16 protein-coding genes and 1 riboswitch are annotated in these 19,265 nt (G+C 56.4%); of the genes, 2 read left to right on the top strand and 14 right to left on the bottom strand.

Annotated elements, in window-relative coordinates:
• Nucleotides 1-97: 97 nt before the first annotated feature.
• Complete coding sequence (locus ACI1P1_RS21475) at nt 98-1,252, bottom strand: glycosyltransferase family 4 protein (protein WP_416218593.1); 1,155 nt, start codon at nt 1,250-1,252, stop codon at nt 98-100.
• Between the two features lie 127 nt (nt 1,253-1,379).
• Between ACI1P1_RS21475 and ACI1P1_RS21470 the strand changes: the two genes are divergently transcribed.
• Together ACI1P1_RS21470 and ACI1P1_RS21465 are read left to right on the top strand one after the other, a co-directional pair.
• Nucleotides 1,380-2,480 carry a YheC/YheD family endospore coat-associated protein gene (locus tag ACI1P1_RS21470; RefSeq protein WP_416218494.1) on the top strand — a complete coding sequence of 367 codons (1,101 nt, stop codon included), beginning with the start codon at nt 1,380-1,382 and terminating at the stop codon, nt 2,478-2,480.
• 93 nt (nt 2,481-2,573) lie between these two features.
• Nucleotides 2,574-3,305, top strand: a complete 732-nt coding sequence (locus ACI1P1_RS21465) for a Crp/Fnr family transcriptional regulator (RefSeq protein WP_416218493.1) — start codon at nt 2,574-2,576, stop codon at nt 3,303-3,305.
• A gap of 411 nt (nt 3,306-3,716) precedes the next feature.
• Here ACI1P1_RS21465 and adhE read toward each other — a convergent pair whose 3' ends face one another.
• The 13 genes from adhE to ACI1P1_RS21400 all read right to left on the bottom strand — a co-directional run bounded on the left by adhE (nt 3,717) and on the right by ACI1P1_RS21400 (nt 18,999).
• The gene (gene adhE, locus ACI1P1_RS21460; protein WP_416218492.1) at nt 3,717-6,320 is read right to left on the bottom strand and encodes a bifunctional acetaldehyde-CoA/alcohol dehydrogenase; all 2,604 of its coding nucleotides are present in this window, start codon (nt 6,318-6,320) and stop codon (nt 3,717-3,719) included.
• Between the two features lie 892 nt (nt 6,321-7,212).
• Nucleotides 7,213-8,868, bottom strand: a complete 1,656-nt coding sequence (locus ACI1P1_RS21455) for a b(o/a)3-type cytochrome-c oxidase subunit 1 (RefSeq protein WP_416218491.1) — start codon at nt 8,866-8,868, stop codon at nt 7,213-7,215.
• 14 nt (nt 8,869-8,882) lie between these two features.
• Complete coding sequence (locus tag ACI1P1_RS21450; RefSeq protein ID WP_416218490.1) at nt 8,883-9,356, bottom strand: cytochrome c oxidase subunit II; 474 nt, start codon at nt 9,354-9,356, stop codon at nt 8,883-8,885.
• A 53-nt stretch (nt 9,357-9,409) separates the two neighbouring features.
• Nucleotides 9,410-9,574 (bottom strand): cytochrome c oxidase subunit 2A, encoded by a 165-nt coding sequence (locus tag ACI1P1_RS21445; protein ID WP_416218489.1) that lies wholly within the window; start codon nt 9,572-9,574, stop codon nt 9,410-9,412.
• 84 nt (nt 9,575-9,658) lie between these two features.
• Nucleotides 9,659-10,288 carry a restriction endonuclease gene (locus tag ACI1P1_RS21440; protein WP_416218488.1) on the bottom strand — a complete coding sequence of 210 codons (630 nt, stop codon included), beginning with the start codon at nt 10,286-10,288 and terminating at the stop codon, nt 9,659-9,661.
• Between the two features lie 461 nt (nt 10,289-10,749).
• The gene (locus tag ACI1P1_RS21435) at nt 10,750-11,763 is read right to left on the bottom strand and encodes an ABC transporter substrate-binding protein (protein ID WP_416218487.1); all 1,014 of its coding nucleotides are present in this window, start codon (nt 11,761-11,763) and stop codon (nt 10,750-10,752) included.
• 51 nt (nt 11,764-11,814) lie between these two features.
• Nucleotides 11,815-12,570, bottom strand: a complete 756-nt coding sequence (locus tag ACI1P1_RS21430; RefSeq protein WP_416218486.1) for an ABC transporter permease — start codon at nt 12,568-12,570, stop codon at nt 11,815-11,817.
• The gene (locus ACI1P1_RS21425; RefSeq protein ID WP_416218485.1) at nt 12,567-13,514 is read right to left on the bottom strand and encodes an ABC transporter ATP-binding protein; all 948 of its coding nucleotides are present in this window, start codon (nt 13,512-13,514) and stop codon (nt 12,567-12,569) included. The genes ACI1P1_RS21430 and ACI1P1_RS21425 overlap by 4 nt, the downstream gene beginning before the upstream one ends.
• Entirely contained in the window at nt 13,511-14,182 is a 672-nt protein-coding gene (gene tenA / locus ACI1P1_RS21420) for a thiaminase II (RefSeq protein ID WP_416218484.1), read from the bottom strand. The genes ACI1P1_RS21425 and tenA overlap by 4 nt, the downstream gene beginning before the upstream one ends.
• Nucleotides 14,179-15,519 carry an acetylornithine deacetylase gene (locus ACI1P1_RS21415; RefSeq protein ID WP_416218483.1) on the bottom strand — a complete coding sequence of 447 codons (1,341 nt, stop codon included), beginning with the start codon at nt 15,517-15,519 and terminating at the stop codon, nt 14,179-14,181. Before ACI1P1_RS21415 ends, tenA begins: the two co-directional genes overlap by 4 nt.
• A gap of 80 nt (nt 15,520-15,599) precedes the next feature.
• A riboswitch (TPP riboswitch) is annotated at nt 15,600-15,709 on the bottom strand.
• 55 nt (nt 15,710-15,764) lie between these two features.
• Complete coding sequence (locus ACI1P1_RS21410) at nt 15,765-17,018, bottom strand: Rne/Rng family ribonuclease (protein WP_416218482.1); 1,254 nt, start codon at nt 17,016-17,018, stop codon at nt 15,765-15,767.
• Nucleotides 17,019-17,084: 66 nt separating this feature from the next.
• Nucleotides 17,085-17,999, bottom strand: a complete 915-nt coding sequence (locus ACI1P1_RS21405; protein ID WP_416218481.1) for a M50 family metallopeptidase — start codon at nt 17,997-17,999, stop codon at nt 17,085-17,087.
• Nucleotides 17,992-18,999 (bottom strand): peptidoglycan DD-metalloendopeptidase family protein, encoded by a 1,008-nt coding sequence (locus tag ACI1P1_RS21400; RefSeq protein ID WP_416218480.1) that lies wholly within the window; start codon nt 18,997-18,999, stop codon nt 17,992-17,994. The genes ACI1P1_RS21405 and ACI1P1_RS21400 overlap by 8 nt, the downstream gene beginning before the upstream one ends.
• Nucleotides 19,000-19,265 lie beyond the last annotated feature (266 nt).

The raw sequence follows: 19,265 nt of genomic DNA, 5'->3' as shown, positions 1-19,265 counted from the left end.
CGAATGCTTACAGAACTAGTCATCTGTAACATATGCCAAACACCCAGATGCAGGTTCCTGGAACCTCCGGAAAATAGGCGGATACCCATGAATCAAATTAAAAAACCAAGCCGAAGCCGGCCAGCATCAGCCAGCGGACAGCCGCGCTCTCCCAGGTAAACTGCTCCCGCACACGCAAGGCTGCCTGCTCCCCCATACGTCTGGCCAGCTCTTGATCGGCCAACAGCCTCCCTACCGCGTCGGCTATCCCTCCGCTTAAATATCCCACAGGAACCAGATAGCCCGTTTCCTCATGAAGGATAATTTCCCGCATGCCGCCTGAATCTGCCGCCACCACGGGGACAGCGGAGGCCATAGCCTCCACGTTGACTAGGCCGAAGGCCTCCCGTCTGGGGGAGGGCATCACTGCCACATCCGCCAGCCTGAACCATTCCGGCATCTGCTCATGCGGGACGTAGGGTACGAAGCGCACATTCCTGGGCAAAGACCGGGCCATGCGGTGGAGCTTCCGCACATAATCCGTAGTCCGTTTCGAGCCGTAGAAGGCGCCTCCGACTACGAGCAGGACGGCGTCGGGATACTGTGCCGCCAGCCTGGGCATGGCCTCCAGCAGATGGTGGACCCCTTTGATCTCACGGAGCCTGCCTGCATAAAGGATGATTTTTTTGCCGGTATAGCCCATAACCCGCAGCTTTTCCTCACGCAGCCGCGCACCTTCCCCCTCCCACCTGGGCAAAAACAGGCCGGTGTTCACACCGGGATACAGCACCTGCAGCTTATATGCCGCTTCGGGAACCAGCCGCGCAATCTCTTCCTCCAAGTAGCGGCTGTTAACCAAAATCCGCTCCACATGACGGAAGCAGTTGGCCAGCTCCTGTCTTCCGATATGCCGCCGGGAAACGAAGGTCAAAGAATGCAGCGCCAGCCAAACCCGGCTTCCGGGCAGCGCTTTTTTGACCGCTCTGGCCATTCTCGGGCGGTTGTCCACTTGAATTAAGTCATAATTCTCCTGCCTCAGGCTTTTGATGACCGCAGGCAGATAGTTCCTTCTGCCCGACGGGCGGAGATACCGGACCGGCCCCCGGATTTCCCGTGCAGGTATACCCGGAGTACGAATCCCGTATACTGTGCAGTCCGTACGCACACCGAGGCGGTTGGCCAGCTCCTCCATCACCTGCTCCACAGAGCTGCTGACGCCGGAGGGAATAATGAAGGAACCGGGGGAGATCAAGGCAACCTTCGGTTTAATCATCACGATCGGCACCTCCTTTTGCAGTAGCTTCTTCTACAAGCTTATGCGTAAAAAGGAATGGCGGCTTAGACAAACATCCATGCGGATTCGCCCGGAAGCCATATTCTGTTGGAGAGGAGGGTGGATCATGACGCAAAACCGGTATGTCGGCATTCTTCTGAATGCCTCCGTGTACGACCGCATGTGCCAAGGAAGAAAAACCGGCCATGAACAAATATCCTTTTATGAAGAAGCGGCTGCCGCCCATGGTCTCGCGCTGTGTTACCTGAAGCTGTCAAGCTTAGCGCCGGGGCGTCCTAAACGCCATGTACCTGCGCTGGTGCGCCAAGGCGGGCGGTATGCCCGGAGGGTGGTGGAAACGCCTGCTGTGATTCATAACCGCGCCATCCATTTGGATTCCCGCTCCCGGGCCAGACTGGAGGCTCTCTCCAGGGAAGGCTTGGAGATTTTTAATTTGCATACCCGCTACGACAAGCTGATGCTGCACCGGCTTTTGGAGCAAAGTCCGGTGATCCGGCCCCATCTGCCCTTAACAGAGCAAGCCAGGCCGGAGGTGCTGGAGCGGCTGATGCGGGAATATCCCGCGCTTATCGTAAAACCCTCCAATGGCAGTGTAGGACAAGGCATCATGCTGCTCAGCCTGTCGGAAGGGGGCAAATGGCGCTGGAAATACCGCTCCGCCAAAACAGGCGCCTGGCGCTCACAATTTTTTGGCAGCCGCCTGCCCGTAGAGCTGGTCCGGAGGCTCAGGAAGCGCAGCTTTCTGGTTCAGTATTTTTTGCCGCTGGCCAAATATCAAGGGCGTCCCTTCGATATCCGGGTATCCGTGCAAAAGAATGAATCGGGCTTGTGGCAGACAACGGGAATGGTGGCGAAGGTGGCCCGTACCGGTGCTTTTTTGACCAATGTGGCTCAAGGCGGGAAGGTAGCGACCATGGAGCAGGTATTTGCCGATTTTCCCGGCTGGAACGGCGCGGAGCTTCAAGACAGAATCGGTCAGTTATCCGTGCAAATTGCGGAGTTTTTAGGCGGACGGCTGCCCGGCCTGGCGGATCTGGGATTGGACATGGGCATTATGGAGGATGGCCATCTGATCTTTATTGAGGCCAACGGAAGAGACCAGCGCTACAGCTTTGGCGAGGCGGGGATGCACGAGGTTTGGAGGGCGGTGTACCGCAATCCGCTGGGATATGCCCGTTATTTGAGCGGCGTGGACAAAACGACATAATAATTTCATTGGAAGGCAAAAAAATTTCGTGTACAATAAAGATATGAAAAAAGTCACTATCGCCAAAATTTAATCTGGAAGGAGGACAGATCTATGAGCTCATTGGATACCCGTCCGGAATTTACCCCCAGCAGCTATCAAATCGGGCATTTTCTCTCTCCGGAGAACGTGTCCCGTCTGGAAAATATTATGTATCCCCAGAATGCGCCCGAAGGCTCCCATGTTTTTTGGGAAGGCGACAAGGCGGAGAAGCTGTTTTATATCCGAAAAGGCCAGGTGAAAATCACCAAATCCACTGAAGACGGCAAGGAACTGATCCTTAACATCCTTCAAAAGGGAGATTTTTTTGGCGAATTCGGCGGCTACGGCGACATGCATTACGGCTACAACGGTGAAGCCATTAAGGACAGTGTCATCGGCGTTGTCCAGCAGAAGGACCTGGAGATTTTGATTTATCAGCACGGGGACTTTGCGGTTGAATTTATGAAGTGGATGGGACTCATGCAACGCACCACCCAGTCCAAATTCCGGGATTTGATGCTTTTCGGCAAAACCGGCGCTCTTGCCTCCACCTTGATCCGGCTGACCAATACCTGCGGCGAAAAAGTCGAGGACGGCAGCATCAAGCTCGCCATCAAGCTGACCAATACCGACCTGGCCAACATGATCGGCACTACCCGCGAAAGCGTCAACCGGCTTCTGAGCACCTATAAGGAAGAAGGCGTGATCAGCTACGAACAAGGCCAGATTATCATTCATGATCTGCTCTATTTGAAAAGTATTGTGAATTGCCCTAATTGCCCTCCGGAAATTTGCCGGATTTGAACTTTCTTTATACTTATCTTTTGCACCGGATGCGATCCCACGCATTCCGGTTTTTTTGCGTGTGGCGGCTCTGTTCCCGCACGGGTTATCCGGCGTCACCTACGATATTAACATGGATATCCGCCGCGGCTCTCCGCTAGTGTAATGGACCGTAGAACCCTTATTCCCCCCGTTTCCCTGTTTCTCGGATTTTCGCGGACTCACAGGCCTTTATTTAGTCAAAATCCTAGCAATTTCGGCGACACTTAGCCAAATAAGGGCTTCTGTGTCCGTTAGCAACCCAATCCCTTCTCCGCAAAAAAACAAAGAGACAGGTTTCCCTGTCCCTCTGCGGTAATTATTTATAGGGGGCTCCCCCAAAAGTAATCGGATTATGCTGCAAAGCTTCTCTTTACTTTTGGGGGACATTGATTACTCCTTGCCGTAGAAAGCCTTGCGGTAGATGTCGGCCAGTTCGATAACCAGCGGCATTCTCGGGTTAGCTGTGGTGCATTGGTCTTCGAAGGCGCGGTCGGCCAGGTAGTCAACCTTGGCTTCGAATTCCTTGGCATCAATTCCGGCTTCCTGGAAGGTTGCAGGCAGGTTCAGCTTCTTGTTCAGGTCTTGGATAGCCTTGATCAGGCTGTCGATAGCTTGCTCAGTGGTTGCAGCAGGCAGACCCAGAACACGCGCGATTTCGGCATAGCGTTGGTCGGCGATGAAGTGATCATATTTCGGGAACGAAGCGAACTTCGTCGGTTTGGTTGCATTGTAGCGGATTACATACGGCATCAGGATGGCGTTGGTCCGTCCGTGCGGCGTATGGAATTCTGCGCCCCATTTGTGAGCCAAGCTGTGGTTGATACCCAGGAAGGCATTGGAGAAGGCCATACCTGCGATGGTGGATGCATTATGCATTCTTTCACGGGCAACCGGATCACCGGCATAGGATTTCTCGATGTTTTCGAATACCAGCTGGATAGCCTTCATAGCCAAGCCGTCGGTGTAATCGTTAGCCATGATGGACACATAAGCTTCGATGGCGTGAGTCAGAACGTCCATACCGGTGTCGGCAACAAGGCCCTTCGGCAGTGTCAGCACGTATTCCGGGTCGATGATGGCAACGTCCGGAGTCAGCTCGTAGTCAGCCAGCGGATACTTGGTGTTGCCTGCATTCTTGTCGGTGATAACCGCGAAGGAGGTTACCTCGGAACCGGTACCCGAAGTAGTCGGGATGGCCACAAACTTGGCCTTTTTGCCCAGACGGGGGTACTTGTAGATCCGTTTGCGGATATCCATGAACTTTTGCTTGATAGCAGAGAAGTCGGTGTCCGGATATTCGAAGAACAGCCACATTGCTTTAGCTGCGTCCATTGCGGAGCCGCCGCCCAGTGCGATAATGCAGTCCGGCTGGAAGCGTTCCATCATAGCGCGGCCGCGTTCTACAGTTTCTACGGAAGGATCGGGCTCAACCTCAGAGAACACTTCCACATAAACCGGGTTTTGACGCTTGCGCAGGTAGTATTCGATCTTCTCTACATACCCGAATTTCACCATCATCGGGTCAGTAATGATTGCGATGCGGGAAATGTCAGGCATCTTGGACAGGTATTGAGTTGCACCTTTTTCGAAGTAGATCTTCGGCGGTACCTTAAACCATTGCATATTCACAGTACGGTACGCCACCCTTTTCACATTGATTAGGTTAACTGCAGTTACGTTGGAGGAAGTCGAGTTTCCGCCGTAGGAGCCGCAGCCCAGAGTCAAGGAAGGCAGGTTGGTGTTGTAAATGTCGCCGATAGCGCCGTGTGTGGAAGGCGAGTTGACGATAACACGGCCGGTTTGCAGACGGTTAGCGAAAGCAGTGATCACGTCTTGGTCATTGGAATGGATCGCGGAGCTGTGGCCCATGCCGCCGAATGCAACAACTTCAGCCGCGCGTTCGATGCCTTGCTCTGCAGTCTTAACCTTGTAGCAAGCCAGGATCGGGGACAGCTTCTCAGCGGACAGCGGGAACTTGGTGCCTACGCCGCTGATCTCGGCGATCAGGATCTTGGTGTTGGCAGGAACCTTCAGGCCAGCCATTTCGGCAATCTTCACAGCGGATTGGCCAACGATAACCGGGTTAACGGCACACTTCTCAAGGTTGATGGCCAGCTTGGTCAGCTGCTCGATTTCTTGCGGGTTCAGGAAGTAGCAGCCTTGGTCGGCGAAGCACTTCTTGGTTACTTCATAGATCGGCTCTTCGATGATGACCGCTTGCTCGGATGCGCAAATCATGCCGTTGTCGAAGGATTTGGACAGGATAATATCATTAACTGCTTGCGCAATGTTTGCTGTTTTCTCGATGAATGCGGGCACGTTGCCTGCGCCTACGCCCAGAGCCGGTTTGCCTGTGCTGTAAGCAGCCTTTACCATGCCAGGACCGCCGGTAGCCAGGATCAGGGACACACCCGGGTGGTTCATCAGCAGGTTGGTAGCTTCAATGGAAGGAGCTTCGATCCATTGAATCGCGTGCTGCGGAGCGCCGTTAGCCACTGCTGCATCCAGAAGCACCTTAGCCGCTGCCGAAGAACATTTTTGAGCGGAGGGATGGAAGGCAAAGATAATCGGGTTACGGGTTTTGGCAGAGATAATGGATTTAAACATGGCAGTCGAAGTCGGGTTGGTTACGGGAGTTACACCTGCAACAACACCTACAGGCTCAGCAACCTTCTTGAAGTTTTCGTACGGGTTCTCTTCAATAACACCGACGGTTTTTTCGTACTTGATGCTATGATAGATATATTCCGTTGCAAAGATGTTCTTGGTGATTTTGTCTTCATACACGCCGCGGCCGGTCTCTTCCACTGCCAGCTTAGCCAGATACATATGCTTGTCAAGCCCGGCAAGAGCCATTTCTTGAACGATCTTGTCGATTTGCGCCTGATCCAGCTTCATGTACTCTTGATAGGCTTGCTTTGCGCGGGAAACCAGAAGATCCACTTGTTCTTGAACTGACATCTGCTCTTTTAACTTGGTTTCTTTAACTGCCATGTTAATCTCCGCCTCCTAGAGCTATATTCTGGGTTATGTCGAATGCTTCACGTTAGTATGATACTTATCACAGTATCATATTGAACTGGTAATAACTAGTGTGAAGTTTGTAACGATTTTACGTGAATAATTTCACATCTTTTACGTGAATAATTTCACAACCCTTTATTGATTCTGATTATAGCTAAACTTTTTGCATTCGTAAAGAGTGTACAAACGCTTACATTAAAAAGATTTTATTTTGACAATTGATTACGTTTTCATAATCAATTTTCACGTGAAACTTTGTCCGAAATGTGACGCGTTGCGTTAATTCTTGACTATTTTGTGATCTTCGCTCCGAATGTTCGGATTTGGGTTGAAATAATGTCTAAATGTTGCAAAATACTTTCCTAAGTTGAGTGGATTTGAAATTAATGGAAATGGCACTAGCACATGGATTTTGCAGGGTTTGGGACATGTTGTTTGCTCCTTTACGTCCATTATCCCCTTCCCTCAGGGTCAGTTTGAGATGAATGGAGAAGGGGTGTACTTCGGCTGTATGGAAGAGCACTATCGGGTAGGGTGAGGAATCTGCTGCTCCAGAGTTAGCTTGTTGCTAACGGACTGAGGCTCCCTTATTTCTACTTTTTTCGCGCTTTTGCAGATTTCACGGACACAGAAGGCGTTATTGTGCCCGCATCATCTGCATACCACTCTTTTTGCACCGAATAACGGATTCACGGTCCGTTGGGTCCGGAAAATACTCGTTTTGTGGGAATTAACGGATCGTCGGTCCGCAAGGCAAACGCCGTACTAGCGTCCACCAGCCACCGGCAAAATAAAAGCTCCAGCCGCCTTCAAAAACAAGGCAAGCCGGAGCCTTTTTTTTCACGGGATGGATCCGTTACTATTACCAAGTCACTACAGGCGGTGAACCCGGCACCGGATTGACCACCATATCCATAACAGGGACGGCATAGGCTGCCAGGATCAACGCCACCACCACGGCCATCCATACGCCCCAGCGTTCAAACAGCCGGGGTGCAGGCGCGGCTCCCTCCGCAGGTTCGGCCACGGGAAATTCAGTGCTTCCGGTTGGCGCCCTAAGCAGCCGGACCACATTAACCATCATCAGCAGCACACCTGCGAATAGAATGGTGCCGCCCACTGCCATTGCTACATAATAAGGCATCCAAAGGACACTGTCCGGATGATCCCCGTAGGTGGTATACGCCGTGCGGCGGGGAGAGCCCAGAAGGCCCACCGTATGCATGGAGCCGGACATAAACACCATACCCACCAGCCATAGTACGGTCTGGATCAAACCCAGCCGGTGCATACCCGGCGTGAGCGTCTTCCCCAGAATAGAAGGGATCAGCCAATAGGTGATGCCGAAAAAGGTCAGGGCGACCGTTGTGGCCACAGTCAGATGCAAATGTCCCGTCACCCACAGCGTGTTATGAACCACTGCGTTCATCTGGTTGGAGGCATTGATGATGCCGCCTGCACCCGCGGGGATAAAGGCCAGCATGCCCATAAACGGAGCGAAAAACCGGACATCCCGCCAGGGCATGAGCCGGAGCCAACCGAACAGCCCCCTACCCCCCAGCTCCCTGCCGCGCAGCTCAAACACCGCAAAGGTGGAAAAGGCCGTAGTCAATGTAGGAATGATGACCATAAAGGTGAGTACCACCTGAATGTACTTCCAAATGCTTGGAATACCCGGCTCCATCAGCTGATGATGAAAGCCCACAGGAACGGAGAATACAAGAAACAGCAAAAAGGAAAGCCGGGCCAGCGCATCGCTAAAAATTCGTCCGCCGATCACCTTCGGGATGACCGTGTACCAGCAGATATAAGCGGGCAGCAGCCAAAAATAGACCAGCGGATGGCCGAAATACCAGAACAGTGTCCGGGACAGCATCACATGCACCCGGTCGACCCAGCCGAAGGACCAGGGAATCAGCAAAGCGATAACCTCGAAGGCGACCCCCAGCGTCGCCACCATCCACAAGGCCATGGTAACCGCCGACATAAACATGAAGAGTGGCGTAATCCCGCCGGGATTTTGGCGTTTCCAGACCCGCAGGCAATAAAACACGCTAAAGGCCGGCAGCCAGCTTCCGGCTACAAGCAGCACCAGGGCGATGTAGAACCAAGGGGAAGCCTGCATGGGCGCATAAAAAGTATAGAGCACCGTCGCTTGATCCAGCAGGATCAGCACCGTGCCAAGAACGGTTCCCGCCGTCATCAGGCCAAAGCCCGTCCAGGCCAGCCGCCGCGCCGGGGAGGGCAGAACCCCGCCCAACGCCTTCGAGCAGCCCGCCAGCAGAAACCCGATAATGAAATAAGTGGTGAAAATAAGCGCCATCAGCACGCCGTGTGCCGTCAGCAGCTGATAATAGCTCATGCCGAAGGGCAGCGTCAGATTCATCCCCCGGGCCATCCCCTGGAGAAGCCCGGCGAAGCCTCCGATAAGAAGGGCTATAAAGGCGGTCAGCACAAACGCAAGGACAACAGAAGCATCCCTGCGGTCAATCGATCCCTTATGGACGGTGGAACTCACGACGGCACCCCCATCTATTTCACCACAATCCGGGTGGCCATCTGTTCATGGCTGATCCCGCAATACTCATTGCACAGCACCAGATATTCTCCCGGTTTGTCGAAGGTATAGGTCATGTGGTTAATTTCACCGGGCACTGCCATCAAATTCACGGTGGTGCGGGGAATGGAGAAGCCGTGCACCACGTCCTGGCTGGTAATATAAAAGTGCACCCGGGCACCCCGGGGCACCTCCATATCCACCGGGCTAAAGCCGAAGGCAAAGGCCAGCACATAGGCATTGTACTCATTCTCCCCGATCTGGACCAGCCCCGGCGTGTCAAAAGGGGGCTCCGAGCTGACCGTTACCGGGTCCACAGCATGGGTTCCATGGCTTCCGGGCGGCTCCATCCCCATGGCAAAAGCGCCGATGCCCAGCACCGCCAGAAAAACGGCCAGCATGGCAATGCCAAAGGTTAACCAGATTTTCTCCAGACGGTGGATGGGCATCTATTGAGCTCCCTTCTTCTGCGCGGCAGGTTGGGCTACGGCAAGAAGAGCCATCACCCGTTCTGCGATAAAAACAGAATAAAAACCAAAAGCCATGTGAGGGCCAAAAATCCTCCCAGCAGCATAACCGAAACGAAGGTTCCCTTCAGGGAAACCTGCTTGCGGTTGTTGTCTGCAGCCTGACCGGGCTTATGTTCGGAGTGTTCGAAATCCGTCATGGGCTGCCTCCTCCCGGATGCGAAATAATCATCATTCAACCATGCTTGGCCGCTTCACAGCTATGAAGTCCATCACAGACCCCGCTATTTCCGCCGGCCCGCTTTATGAAGGAACGGCGCCGAGCCGCTTTTGGCCAGCCGCCGGATCAGCTCCTTCCGGTCCACCAGGCGCAGTCCGTAGTCAGCCGCCGCCTTCCGTGCCCGGTCCGTAAAGCTGGTGTTAGCCAAACACCACTGCTCGGCCTCTCCCAAGGGATGAGGCGATTCGTTCAGGGTGTTCGCCGCTATGGCCACATACTCGCCGGTCAACCGCCGCCGGGCCGTATGCAGAATCAACTGCAGGCAGGTGCCCGATTTTTCCAGATAAAGAACAGTACCGGCATCTGCGGAGCGGCCAACCTGGCTGCTCCAGCCTTCTCCTTCGCACACATGGGCTATGTATTCCGCAAAGCTGGTGTCATCCAGGGCATCCACCCGTTCAATCTGCGAGTTGGCGTAGACGATTTCGCCGTGGAGGCGGTAGAGACGGATGCCGATATAGATGCTCTGGACCAGAATCGCTGCGCCCAGGATATAGTTAAACCACGGATCGCCGACACTGGCATCCAGCTGCCGGAAGATGGTCATGTTGGCCACAAGCAGCAGTACACAGCCGGCGGTCCAGGTAATGGACAGCTCCAGGGACAGCTGCCGCTTTTTGGCGGGACGGGGCATGGGCTGTATCCTCCTTTATTTGATACGAAAGTGTCATCTTTTCGCCCCCGCTTTCACCAGGGGAGATGGCCGTCAGGCCACGCTGGAATCTAACGGACATGAGAGCCCTTATTTCAGCGAAAATGCTCCTTCAGAAAATCTAACGGCGGCCACAGCCTCTATTGGGGCAAATGACCCCGACGCAAGCCTTATTTTGGACAAATAGCGTCTCCTGCTTCCGTTAGGTTTGGCAGACTCCCGTTTTGGGGCAAATAGCGTCTCTCACCGCCGTTAGCAATATAACACCGCTGCCCGCGGACACATAGCAGCCGATTGCCCGGCATCACATTTTCACAAAACCGTCTATCATTATAGCATAAACGGCCTGCCGCCTCTCCTGGACTTACGTCCCACAATATATATTGCCTGGGAAATGGAAAAAGCCGGCGAACAGCTGCCGGCTTGTGAAGAGAATCCTACTATTATTGAAGATTGGTAAAGGCATCCTTGGCGGCAGGGGCTTTTTTGAGCTGCCCGGCATTATTCAGCCAGTCGATGATCCTTTGCCAGGAGGCTTCCGTTTGGGAGCCAAAGGAGTCCTTGCCCGCATCCATCAAGGGAAGCAGGATATCCAGACTCTTCTTCTCCACCTCAGGGTCCAGCGGGAAGTCCTTGTTTTGCTGGTCCAGCAGGTTTTTCAGAGAAGCCTCGGGATTTTTCACGGTATAATCGTAGCCTTTGGCGACCGCCTCCCAGAATTTCTTGTACACCTCGCGGTTTTTCTTCAAGCCGTCCTCACTGGATGCCAGCACCAGCTCATAAAAATCGGGAACCCCGTATTTCACCGGATCCAGGGTGCTCAGCTTCACACCCTCCTTCTCCAGCAGCAGCTTCTCATGGTTGATATAACCGCCGATAATGGCGTCCACCTTCTTGGTGGTCATGGCGGGAATCAGGTCCCAGCCGATATCGGTATACTTCACCTTGGCCGGATCTCCTCCGTCCGTCTTCACCATGGTGTTCACAATCGCCTCATCCAGGGGAATGGAGGGGTAGCCGATGTTTTTGCCCTCCAGATCCTTGGGGCGTTTGATGCCGCTTTGCTCCAGGGCAAACAGCTGGTTCAAGGGATGGCGGACAATGGCCGCCAGGGACACCACGGGGATATCCTCCGCCCGGGAGATGGCGATAACCGTCTGGTAGCTCAGAGCCAGATCGGCCTTGCCTGCGGCCAGCAGCTTCACGGCGTCATCCGTGCCCGCCGGGGTCTCCAGCTTCACCTTCAGCCCCGCTTCCTTGAAGTAGCCTTCTTTTTCCGCAGCGAACAAAAAGGAATGCACCGCGTTGGGGTACCAGTCAAGCAGCACGGTCAGCTCCTGCTCCTGCCCGGAGGCGGAATTGGAGGCTTTGCCGCAGCCAACAGCCGTAAGAGCCAGAGTCAGAGCCAGCACCAGCAGCTTGCCGAGGCGGGCGGTTTTTTTACCGGATAATAGCATGTTTTTCGTCTCCTTCTAAAAGTTAATAAACGGCGTCCTGCGCCGGTTTTCTCACCTGCGGTTCTGCCAGCGCACCACCCGCTTCTCCAGCAGCAGTGCGGCCAAAAACATGGCTATGCCCAAGAAGGACAGCACCAGCACACCCGCAAACAGCGCCTCCGACCGCATTTGACTGGAGGCCCGTTTGGTGTACATGCCCAGCCCGGAGTCGGCGCCCAGCCACTCTCCGATGGTGGCTCCCCCGATACTGAAGGTGGCGGCCACCTTGAGGCCGGTGAAGAAGGACGGCAGAGCCGAGGGGATTTTGAGCTTGCGGAAAATCTGGCCGTTGCTGGCCCCCATGGTTTTCATCAGCTCCAGCGTGCCCGGATCGGTCTGGCGGAAGCCGTCGACAGCCCCCACGGTGACAGGGAAGATGGTAAACAGAATCACCACCGCCACCTTGCTCCAGATTTCGTAGCCGAACCACATGACCATAACCGGCGAAAGCGCCACGATGGGAATCGTTTGGGAGGCAATAACCAGAGGATACAGAGTCCGTTTGGCCAGCCGGGAGCCTTCCATGAGAGAGGCCAGCAGCACCCCGAACAGCACCGACAGGAATAGTCCCAGAAGCGCCTCCTGCAGGGTGTACAAAGAATGGCGCCACAGTAAATCCCGGGTATCCCAGACGGATACCAGCACCCGGGACAGCCGCGGAATAATGTAGCGGGGGATGTCCAACCAAACGGTTGCCGCCTCCCATACCCCCGCCAGGATAAGCACAAAAAGAATAGCCGGGCCGTATTGACGGAGCCAAGGCTTCATACGCGTCCGCCCCCTTCCTCCGGCTCTCCGGGGTTCTGCCCGCCTGATTTGCCCGCTCTTAAGAGCCGCAGAATCTCCCGTTTGGCCGGCAGCAGGCTGGCGTCCAGCATCGCCTCGCTCTTCCGGGGCCGGTCCAAGGGCACCCTGAATTCCTCCAGGCGGCCAATCGGCGAGGTGCAGGCCACCAGCACACGGTCGGAGAGAAACAGCGCTTCATCCACATCGTGAGTGATGAAGAGAATGGTTTTCCGGTGCTCCTCCCATACCTGGAGCAGCCATTCCTGCATATCCAGTCGGGTCATGGCGTCCAGAGCGCTGAAGGGCTCATCCAAAAGCAGCAGCTCCTGGCCGGCAAGCAGCGTCCGCAGGAAGGAGACCCGCTGCCGCATACCGCCGGACAGCTCGGCGGGCAGGCGGTCGGCGCTTTGCTCCAGGCCGAAGGAGGGCAAAAGCTCCCTTACCCGCCGCCGGGCTTCACCCTTCGGCATTCCCCCTACCTCCAGGCCCAGGGCGGCATTGTCCAGCACGGTGCGCCAGGGCATCAGCCCGTCCCGCTGGGGCATGTAGCCCGCCAGGCCCAGCCGCTTCGGCTTGCCGCGCGGCGGAGCGGTGAGACCTGAGCCTGTTCCGGGTGCCGGTTGGGATGCAACCCCAGCCCCGGCACCGGGTAAACCCGGCTCCCCGCCGGATAACCGAATTTCTCCGGCATCCGGCTCCAACAGCCCGGCGATGAGACGGAACAGAGTGGTTTTGCCCACCCCGCTGGGAGCCAGCAGGGAGACGAACTCCCCTTTTTGGATGGTGAAGGAAAGGTTTTCGAACAACAGGCTGTCCGGGTCAAACCGGTAGGTCAGCCCCCGCACATCGAGAGCCGCCGCTCCGGGACCCTCCGTATACGCAGCCTTCGAAGACCTTGCCTTGCCTTCCTGATCACAATCGGTCATACCGGCCACTCCTCCATCCGGTAGGCCATCTGCCAGAACAGATACTCAAAGCGCGAGGCGGTTACGAACCGCTCCGTCAGCAGCGCCAGCTCCCCTTCTGGAAGCCCCTCGGCCAGCTGGTTCATCAACTCCATACACCATTCATTCAGCTTGGCGAACTCCTCGGAGGCATACATCTCCACCCATTCTCCGTAGAAGGGATGCTCCAATGACCCCGGATGGGCAGCGATGGCAGTGCCAATCTCGCAATAGCTCCATGTACAGGGCAGGAGCGCGGCGGTCAGCTCCGCCAGATTGCCCGCCGCTGCTGCGTTCAGCAGGTAGGACGTATAGGCTGTGGTGACAGGTGCGGGCTTGGTATCCTCCAGCTCCTGCCGGGGAATGCCCAGCCGTTCCGCATACTGGCGGTGCAGCTCCATCTCCACATTCAGCGTGCTGTCCAGAAGCTTGGCAAACAATCCCATGGTGGCAAGATCCTTGGCTTTGATGCTGCCGTAGGCGAACATCTTGGCATATTCCTTCAGATAGGCGTAATCCTGCTTCATATAAAAGGCAAACCGTTCGGTAGCCAGCGTCCCGTCCCGCAGCTCCGTCAAAAAAGGATGCTGATGGCTGGCCTGCCAGATGGTATAGGCTGCGTCATGCAGCGTATCGGTAAACCGTGTCATTGATCTTCTCTCCCTTCGGTTTTGGGGCTGTTGCACCAGACGGCAATAAAACGGAGCAGGCTTTCGGCAAAGGTTAACAGCTCAGCCACGGACACACCCTCGTTCACTCCATGCGCTTCCGACAGAAGCCCCGGCCCGTAGATCGCCGCGGGCACACCCGCTTCCGCCAGCCAGCCTGCGTCAGTAACGGATGGGCTCATGCTGATCTCCGGCTTCCGCCCAGCCGCCTCCTCATGACATCCAGCCAGACAGTCCAAGCCCGGGTGCTGCCGGTCCAGCTCCAGCGAGGGGAAGATTTCCCCCCGGTCCTCAATCATGGAACGCCCGCCCCACTGGAATGTAGGGGGATGCTCCCTCAGCCACGGATCGGCCATGGCCGCATAGCGGATATGTTCCTCGATTTCCCGGGTCACTGCCTGGTAATCCTCATCCGGATAAACATGCACCGTGATCCACAGCCGGCAGCTATCCGCCACAAAAGCGGCATGCCGCCCGCCCTCGATTACGGCGGGATTGATGGTGGTGACTCCCAGCGGGAAGCCGGGATACTGCTTCACTACCGCCCAGTGGCGCTCCAGCTCCTGGAGGCAGCCGATGAGCTTCGCCATCTTCTCGATGGCGCTGGCGCCGAACACACCGCCTCCGGCATGAAGCATGCTAGCCCGCATCCCGTCATGATGCACCTGGGGGCTCTGAACCGTCAGCCAGCCGGTGATAACGCCTCCCTGGCCCTGGATGGCCAGATTGCTGGTGTCCATCACCACCGCATAATCATACCCGTCGGCCAGTCCGCGCTCCGTGATGGAGCGTGTGCCGGCTTCGCCCGCCTCTTCGCCTACGGCGCTTTGGAACTGGAGGTTACCTCCCAATAGGATGCCTTCATCCTTCAAGATGCGGATGGCCAGCAAGGCGGCGGCTAAAGCGCCCTTCATATCCGCCGTGCCCCGGCCAACGGCCCAATCACCGTCCACATGGAGCTTGAAGGGATCACCCAACCATTCCCCGGGCTTTCCCACCTCGGCCACATCCATATGCCCGTTCAGGATCAGGCTGCGGCAGCTGTCCGGCCGGGCTCCCGGCTTGATCCCGACCACCACCGGATCCCCTGGATAAAGCTCCCAGCGGCTGATGCCAAAACCCGCCGCCTCCAGCTCATTAGCCAGAAAATCCTGGGCAACGGCCGTATTCCGGGCAGGAGGGCTGACCGTGGCATATCCCACCAGCCGCTCCAGTATAGCGAGCAGTTCGTCTCTGCTTCCCCTGATCCGCTGAACGGCATGCTGCAGCTTTGCCCCGTCCAGGATTTCCGCCTTTTGCCGTGCTTCCGGTTCTCCCATATGTACGCCCCCTTCGACCTATTTTTTCCAAAAAAATGGATTCTTGGCGCAAGAAAAAACCCTCCGAGAATAGACGAAGGGTGTGGTTTCGTTGTATTCTCTACGCCAGCATTACCTGGTTCAGATTAACGGTCAGGAACAATCGGTTCCAATCTCAGCCGGACTATATCCAGCCCCCGTAAACATATATTCAGTTACATCCACTATACCGGATAGGCGACCGGTTGGCAATTGAAACGTGCGGCTTACGCGTGACCGGGCCTGTGCTTAATCGGCGCCCGACCCGTTCCTCCGCAGCAGGAGCAGGTTTCCGTCAGAAGCTCGTCCAACGCCGGACGGACCTTCTTCCGGGTGATTTCCACCAGCCCCAGCTTGGTCCAGCCCACCACCTGCACCTTGGTGCGGTCCTTCTTCATGCAGGTCTCCAGCTTGTCCGTCACCAGGCGGCGGTGCTTCTCCTCGGCCATATCAATGAAGTCGACAATCACCATACCGCCCATATCCCGCAGGCGCAGAAGCCGGGCAATTTCCTCCGCGGCCTCCATATTGGTTTCGAAAACCGTCTGCTCCAAATCCACGGTTCCCGTGTACTTGCCGGTGTTCACATCAATCACCGTCAGGGCTTCAGTAGGGTCAATCACCAGATAAGCGCCGTTCTCCAGCCAGATCTTACGCTTGTAGGCCCGCTCCAGCTGCTCCTCAATCCCGTAATGCGAAAGCACCGGCTCCGGTCCCTCATACACCTTGACCCGGTCCTGGAGCTCCGGGGCCATGGCACAGATTTGGGCGCCGATCTCGTCGGCGGAACGCCCGTCATCAATAATGAGCTCCTCCACAGAGTCGGAGAACAGATCCCGGACAAGCCGGGGAATCATCCCCAGGTCCCGGTACAAAAGCGCCGGCGCTTCAGCAACGTCTGCCCGTCGTACCAGGCTGGCCCAGATGTCGCTTAAGATGGCCATATCCTTTTGCAGGGACTCCTGGCATTCATTCTCGGCCACGGTGCGGATAATAATCCCGTCCTCCGGTGGTTTGATCTGCATGCCGATCTGCTTCAGCCGGGCCCGCTCCGGCTCGGACTCAATCTTGCGGGAGACCGCCACATAATCCGCATGTGGCAAAAGCACCAGCCAACGCCCCGGCAACGTAAAGTGGGTGGTCACCCGGGCGCCCTTGGTGCCCAGCGGCTCCTTGCGCACCTGGACCAGGATTTCCTGGCCTTCCCGCACCAGCTCGGTGATGGAGGGTTTGACCTTGGGTTTCTTCTCCAGGTGAACCGGCAGCAAATCATCAATATAGAGAAACGCATTCTTGCGCAATCCGATATCCACAAACGCCGCCTGCATCCCCGGCAGCACGTTCACAACCTTGCCCTTGTAGATATTGCCGGCCCGTTCCCCTTCCGCCGGCTGCTCCACGAAAAACTCGGCCAGCCTTCCGTCCTCCATCAACGCAACGGAGCTGGCGCCGGACTCATAACGAACCACAATCCTTTTCAATACGCTATTCACCTCATTGCCTGTTTCTCCATGTAGATATTGTAGCATAAGAGGAATGTGACCACACTAACCGATTTTTTCCCCCTTGCCGCGGCTTCGCCCGGGTCCTATTCCCCCACGGCCTCCCGGCGGGCCGGACATCCGGGACAGATACGCCCGCAGCAGCCTGTCCTCCGGGCATACCTGCAGCACGTCTCCCGTCCGGTCCACAATATACAAGAGATGATGCCGCTCCCGCTTGAAGCGGCGCAGCACATGGGCGGGCTCCTGGTCGAAGGGCACCACCAGCATCTGGGGAGGGTGACCGGCCCGCTGCATCCTGAGGCAGCTTGCCTCCCGGCTAACCAGAAACCGGAAGAATTGATAAGGCAAATGCTTGATGCTGTACCAGTTGCTGAAAAACAAAAACAGCCCGATAGCCAGCAGATTCAGATGGATGCCCCCTGCGGCATAACGCGCCAGCGCTGCAATCACCATAGTCAGAGACAGCAGCAGGCTGGTATGCAGGACCGCCGACAACACCTTGTGGTAGGGCAGCAGATAGCTGAGCATGCCGAGCAACAGCTTCCCGCCATCCAATGGAAGAACCGGAAGCAGATTGAATAGCCCGATCATCAGGTTTGCCTGCAGGAAATATGCCCAATAATCCGCCGATTGTCCCGGTCCCCATTCCAGCATCAAGAGGGCAAAAGCGGCCATCCACGCATTCTGCAGAGGTCCGCACAGCGCCACCACCATCTCTTCCTTGGCCGGAACATTGGCAGACTCCTCCATCTCGGCCACACCGCCGAAGGGCAACAGCTGAACCCGCCTGATCCGCCAGCCGTAGGCCTTTGCTGCGGCAACATGGCCCAGCTCATGGATGGTTACTACCCCGAATAAGGTCAGCATTTCCGCGAAGTAGCCCGTCCACACGGAGAACAGCATCAGGATGAGGAACAACGGATGAAGCCTGTATACAATACCTCCCCATCTAATCAAAGGTTACCACATCCAGGGGATCGATGAATCGCTCATCCTTCATAACCGCCAGATACACATTGGCTGAAGCGGCCTCCATCTCTGCCAGGGCATGACTGATGACCTCTCCGGCCTTGACCCAATCCCCGGTTTGCCACTGGGCCGGCTTCAGCCCGCCGTAAGAAACCCGCAGCCCGCCGGAATGGCGGATGGTCACCAAATAGCCGAAGCCCTCCTTCGGGCCGGCGAATTCCACTCTGCCCTGATCCAGCGCCGCCACCTGGGCGTCCGGCTTAACCGCCAGCCATATCCCCTCCTGATTATTGGAAAAAGGCTTGATTACTGTTCCCCGCACCGGCTGCACCAGTAACGATGCTGATCCGGGAGCCTGAACCTTCACCGCATTCTGGCGTTCGCCGAAGGCGGGCAGGAAGGATGGCGCTCCGCTGAAGGTGCTCTGGTACCAGGCCGCCGCCCGGCTGAAGTCCATTTCTTGGGTCAGCGCTTCCGTTACCACTGCCTGAGCCCTGCGGGTCCAGCCGGCATCCCACTGGAACATCCCCCATACTCCCGCAAAAAGAACCCCCGCCAATACCAGCTTCGCCTGGAACAATCGGAAGAAAGGCCCGCGTCCCGGTGAATGCCCGTTATACCGTTCTCGTTCAGAGGGGCCGCCGCCCGGCCCGTTCCGCTCCTCCTCCGCATACCAGGCCAAGAGCTGCTTTTGGCGCTCCTTCCAGGCCAGCTCCGGATCGCCGCCATGCCCGCTCTCCGGCTGACCCCGCATATATAACGGCAGACCGGGATGCGCCCCGCTGCTGCCCCGTGAACCATCGTCTGCGGAAGCGGGTAAATCCGGCCACTGGCCGGGCACCGGGGGTGGTCCCACCCATCGATCCGCCGGTGAGGCCCCCTGCCCCGCCACAGGAGCAGAAGCTGCTCCCGGCTGTTCCTGGTTGCGGCTTTGAAGCTCCCTTAACCGGCTTTGCCGCCTTCTTTGCACATTGGCCTTTACCTCCATCTGCCTCGCCCTCCTTTAGAAGCCTCTTCCCTTCTATGAGCCGTCAGTTCATCCTATGCCTGTCCCCGGAGCATTATGAGAACAGAAGGAAACCCGGCTGGAAAAGCCTGTGGCGGGGTGTAGAGAGGCGAAGGCAGGCAGGTTGGGTGAATGGCTGGGAAGGGACTGGATAGTGTTGGTGGGGCGGGCGAATGACTGGGACGGGATTGCGTGGAATGTTGGTGAACCCTCACAAACTCTTACGGACAGGAGAGCTGCTATTTCGC

This window comes from Paenibacillus mesotrionivorans (genome assembly GCF_046098205.1).
GTDB classification, from domain to species: Bacteria; Bacillota; Bacilli; order Paenibacillales; family NBRC-103111; genus Paenibacillus_AR; species Paenibacillus_AR mesotrionivorans.
Note: the sequence above shows the minus strand (reverse complement) of the source record. Positions and strands in the feature narration are given on the sequence as shown.